Below are 4434 nucleotides of genomic sequence, written 5' to 3'. Positions count from 1 at the left end.
TTGAATGCTTGCCATTTATTCAACATATGGCCGGATAATGCATAATGATGCCCATCATCCTGCGAGCCTCGGCTTTTTAACTGTGAATATTGAAGAGAGAAGCCTAAATCAGTCCCTACTTCGCCATGTTGAAAATGTCTTATGCCACGCAGGTTAAATTGATTTCGTTCCTCGTAACCATCACCCGATTCATTCACCACATCATAAGAATAACGAGCACTCTGATGAGAGGACCCGGTATATGAACCTTCATCTGAGACGTAATAGGCGACATCCCAATCCCAGTTATCTGTTGATTGATGATATTTGACACCCAAATCCATGTCATCGGACAAACCAAGATAGTAGTGTTGATCAAAAAACCAACTTTGTGAGATGCCGTATGGGCCTGGCCCGAATGGCACTCTATTTACCCCAACTTGTATTTGCCGATTCTCGTCAAATTGGTATCCCAACCATCCTGTATGAAGAAAGTTATACCCGTTGTACCAGCGGTATTCTAGCTTACCGAGATATGGTCCATTTTCATAATCCAAATTGATACGAAAAGTATCCAAGGCGAAATTACCGCCATCATCAAAAGAACGCGAGGCACCTCCTGTTTCGGGGTAATCACCGACAGCATAATTTGCTCTGATAGCACCGCCCACTTTGAGATGACCAAAACGAATTTTATTGTCAGGTTCTAATGTTGGTTCAGCTCGGGAGAGTTCTTCCAGTTTCGCATTAGAAAGTTGTTTTTCTTGTTCTGCTTTTGCAAGAGCCGCCTGTGTTGATTGTAACTCTGCCTGAAGCGCTTTCAGTCGAGATTGTAACTGCTCGACCGTCTGTTCCTCAGCAGTAACTGACTGCATTGGTAACGCTGCCATAGACGCCACAATGCATTGACTAAAGATCATGCTCCTCGTGGACAAGCTGGCCCTTATTTTCATCATTTATTTTTCCGAGTTGACTGCGGGTATTTGCATGAAATGTTATTCACCAGAGTGAATATGGAGATACTTTTGTTTTCTAAAACTCTTTTTACCCTAACAATTTGAGACATTGACTTCAAATTGTCAAAACAGGATTTTTGCCACAACAGGCAAATGATCAGATGCTTTCTTAGCTAGCATTGTTCGATGAACACTCAAGGAAAGTAGGTGTTTACGTGGATGTACCCAGATACGATCTAATGCAAATACGGGGAAAAAACTGGGGAAACTTTTTTTGGATGGTGTGGTATCAAAATAGGCTTTTAAGCGACGTAATGTCCCTCCCCATAAGAACCATTCGTTTAAATCGCCCATCAATACCGCTGTATCGACCTCATGTTCAGCAAGGCGACTCAAGAGTTTTTCAACCTGAAACTGACGTTCTTTTGGTTTTAAACCAAAATGTGTCGTCATTATCACAAGCTGATGTTGCTCGATTTCCAGCCTGAGTTGAATTGCCCCTCTGGGCTCATGGGGTTCAAGACTTAAGTCAATCAGCTCATGAGACGTTAATGGAAATTTACTTAAAACGGCATTGCCATAGTGTCGACTCTCCCGAAACATGGTTGGGCCTGCAATGCCAATCATGCCGGTCTGCTGAGCAAGAAAATCAAGCAGATCGATATCATTGACCATATGATGTTCGACTTCTTGCAAAGCAATGATGTCGGCATCCATTTCACGTATCACGTCAACAATTCTGAACGGGTCGAAATGTCCGTCAGTTCCGATGCAGGCGTGAATATTGTAGGTTGCTAAGGTAATCTCCATTCAGTGTTTTATTTGTCTTCTTTTCGGTTAATCAGACGTTTTAATCCATACATAATGCTGCCAACGGCAATCACTACAGCAATGAAAATTCCAATCTGAGTGGGGTCTGGGTTTTGGATAGTTCGCATCAAAGAATCAGCAAAAACGGTGATGCCTAAAATACCGGGCAGCATACCGATGACTGTTCCTAAAATAAAATCGCGGGTTTTAATATGTGAGCCACCTGCCACCATGTTGATGACCGTAAACGGAGCCACGGGAATAATTCTGACAGTAATGATAGCTAAAACGCCATGCTTAGCTAAACGACGACTTAGTTTGTTTATACTGGAACCAGCAAGTTTCTGAATGGTATTTCGTCCCAGGTAATGACCAACGGCATAGCCCATCAAACCACTCACTAATGAACCAATGATTGAATACACACTTCCCCATAGCGGCCCAAAAGTCAGTGCCGTCGTAATTATCAATAGTGTTACAGGAAAAGCAATCAGTCCGGCTACGGCAAAAATACCCACAACAATCAGTGGTGTTAATGGATGTGATTTTATGCCCTCTGCTGCATGTTGCAGCGTCTCGGGATTTAACCATTCACTCAGTGGTGTCCACCGCCAGATGGCGGTCATGATGAGCACAACAGCCAACACGGCCACAATTTTCCACCATTGTTTTTTGGCGGATGTTGGCTCATCAACAGGGATAAACATTTTGGTCAACTCTTCAGAATCGATTGGTCTTTCAGGATCCACCACCGCAGATGTCGGTAACATCTGGTTAGCATAATCGGATACACGGCAGTCAAGTTCACGCAGTGTATGTGCGTCATCCTGGCCAGCATCAATTAAACGAATCAAAGAGGTTTCCTGAGAAAGATTTTGTCTAAGTTGGTCTTCTGTTATGCCAAAGTGTTCACTCAGTAAACGCTCTCGAAAACGGCTGATAGTCGCTTTATTCTCTTCTGTATCGGCTTCGATAACGAGATCACATTCGCTATCAAGCCCCATAGAGCGGTTACTCAGATTGGCAGACCCCACTCTCATAAGTCGATCATCTATCACTGTGATTTTGCCATGCACACTGATGTAAGAGTCACCCAGTTCATCGCGATGTGGGTAACAAATTCTCAGGCGATTATGTGTATCTGCTTCTTTCAGCTTACAAGCCACACGAAAACGCAAAACATCCATGGTAGCCTGTTCCAGCCAGCCGCCCGTCATCAATGGAAGAACTAAAACAATATCGGGACCATTTCGTTCTTGAAGTCGCTCAGCTAGTAAATCTGCGATCTTCCAGGACGTAAAATACTGATTCTCCATGTAGATCAAGTTTTCAGCCGCTTTTAAGCTGTCCATATACAGCTGCTCTACCTCACGAACCTCTTTTTGTTCGTGATATTCAGGTATGGTTCGACTGATGGCCACCTCAATATTTTCAAACCACGGCTCAATATAATCCGGCCAGGCAGTCCCTGTTCTTTGTGGCGGTTTTTGCAGCTGTTCTCCCGTGGCTTTAAGCCAGCGTTCTCTAGCCAGGTCGCCCAAAGCGGCTGCCGCCTCACCCTGAACCAGCATTTGCACATCATGAAAAGGAGGATATCGATGCCCATCAGGATCGGTACGTCTGGCATCATCCGCTTTATGTGCAGAGCTATCCCAACGGCTTTTGCCAATATCAAAGCCACCTGAGAAGGCAATATCATCATCGATAACCACCACTTTCTGATGTTGCGATGCCCCTAAAGGACATTCTCCATCTAACTTGAAATGCAGTCTTTTTTGAGACTTCCAAGCAGGCTTATACATGGGTAACCATTCACGTTCCATGGTATAAACCATCGCCCAATCCCAATTGAGAATATAGATATCAAGATCTGGATTGCGGTTGAGCACTTCACTGATAAATGCGCCCAGCTCTGCTGGCAAATCACTAGTTTGCTCATCATTTCTGATAAGCTGCATACGGCTGTCGATATCCCAGGAAAGTATGTAGACGGTATGTTTCGCTTGCTGGATCGCGGCATGCAATGCACCAAAATAATTCTCCCCATCAATTAACACTGCAACTTGTTTTGCCTGCTTTTTTTGCCAACAATTGCTGCCTTCATTCAATATGGGTGCTTTGGTCACACTTCATTCCTAATCTTGGGGTGAAAATAGTGCCACTGAGAATAACATATCAATCACACCACCCTTCTATACATCGATTAACATCCTCTTATTAAATGATCATTTTTTAGCCAACACAAAGTCCATCGCCATTCTCCCGGCTTATGGCTTATCGCTGGATATAGCAACATTAACAAGGTGTCATAGACTAATGATCTCAGCATTAAACTGCTCAGACCAAGATGATAGAAATAGCTATTGATGCCCCGGTCAATGCAAGGTATGTTTGACTCATAACTATAAAAAAACATGTTGATTTGAGGGGAGAGCAGTCTTGATAAAGCGTATTAACAGTTCTGAATTACGCATTGGTATGTATATTCAGAAGCTTGGTGGTTCCTGGATCCAGCACCCGTTCATTCGCAGCAGCTTTCTTATTACTGACCCCAATGACATTAAACGCATCCATGACGCCGGCATTAAAGAGCTTTGGATAGATACTGACAAGGGAGATAATACGTCCGCTCCAGCAACAGTTGAAAACACAGTCGAGCAAAAAGCATCGAAAGATGCAGTTGAAGAGA

The 4434-nt window shown here is 43.7% G+C and carries 3 protein-coding genes and 1 pseudogene; 1 reads left to right on the top strand and 3 read right to left on the bottom strand.

All coding sequences use genetic code 11. The features are described 5' to 3' along the window. The 3 genes and pseudogenes from B4K20_RS06085 to B4K20_RS06075 form a co-directional block, all read right to left on the bottom strand. Nucleotides 1-869 (bottom strand): annotated as a pseudogene (locus B4K20_RS06085) (hypothetical protein); the annotation flags it as partial. Between the two features lie 189 nt (nucleotides 870-1058). Beyond that, on the bottom strand, nucleotides 1059-1745 hold the full coding sequence (locus B4K20_RS06080; protein ID WP_289282255.1) for an endonuclease/exonuclease/phosphatase family protein: 687 nt from the start codon (nucleotides 1743-1745) through the stop codon (nucleotides 1059-1061). An 8-nt stretch (nucleotides 1746-1753) separates the two neighbouring features. Then, complete coding sequence (locus B4K20_RS06075) at nucleotides 1754-3871, bottom strand: VTT domain-containing protein (protein WP_289282254.1); 2118 nt, start codon at nucleotides 3869-3871, stop codon at nucleotides 1754-1756. A 313-nt stretch (nucleotides 3872-4184) separates the two neighbouring features. Between B4K20_RS06075 and B4K20_RS06070 the strand changes: the two genes are divergently transcribed. After that, nucleotides 4185-4434: DUF3391 domain-containing protein (locus B4K20_RS06070; RefSeq protein ID WP_289282253.1), on the top strand; the 250-nt coding region annotated here is incomplete at its 3' end.

It is taken from the genome of Methylophaga sp. UBA5088, assembly GCF_002414625.1.
Classification (GTDB): domain Bacteria; phylum Pseudomonadota; class Gammaproteobacteria; order Nitrosococcales; family Methylophagaceae; genus Methylophaga; species Methylophaga marina.
Note: the sequence above shows the minus strand (reverse complement) of the source record. Positions and strands in the feature narration are given on the sequence as shown.

Coding starts and splice junctions, on each gene's coding strand:
- B4K20_RS06080 (WP_289282255.1), bottom strand. CDS start 1,745: ATGGAGATTACCTTAGCAACCTACAATATTCACGCCTGCATCGGAACT.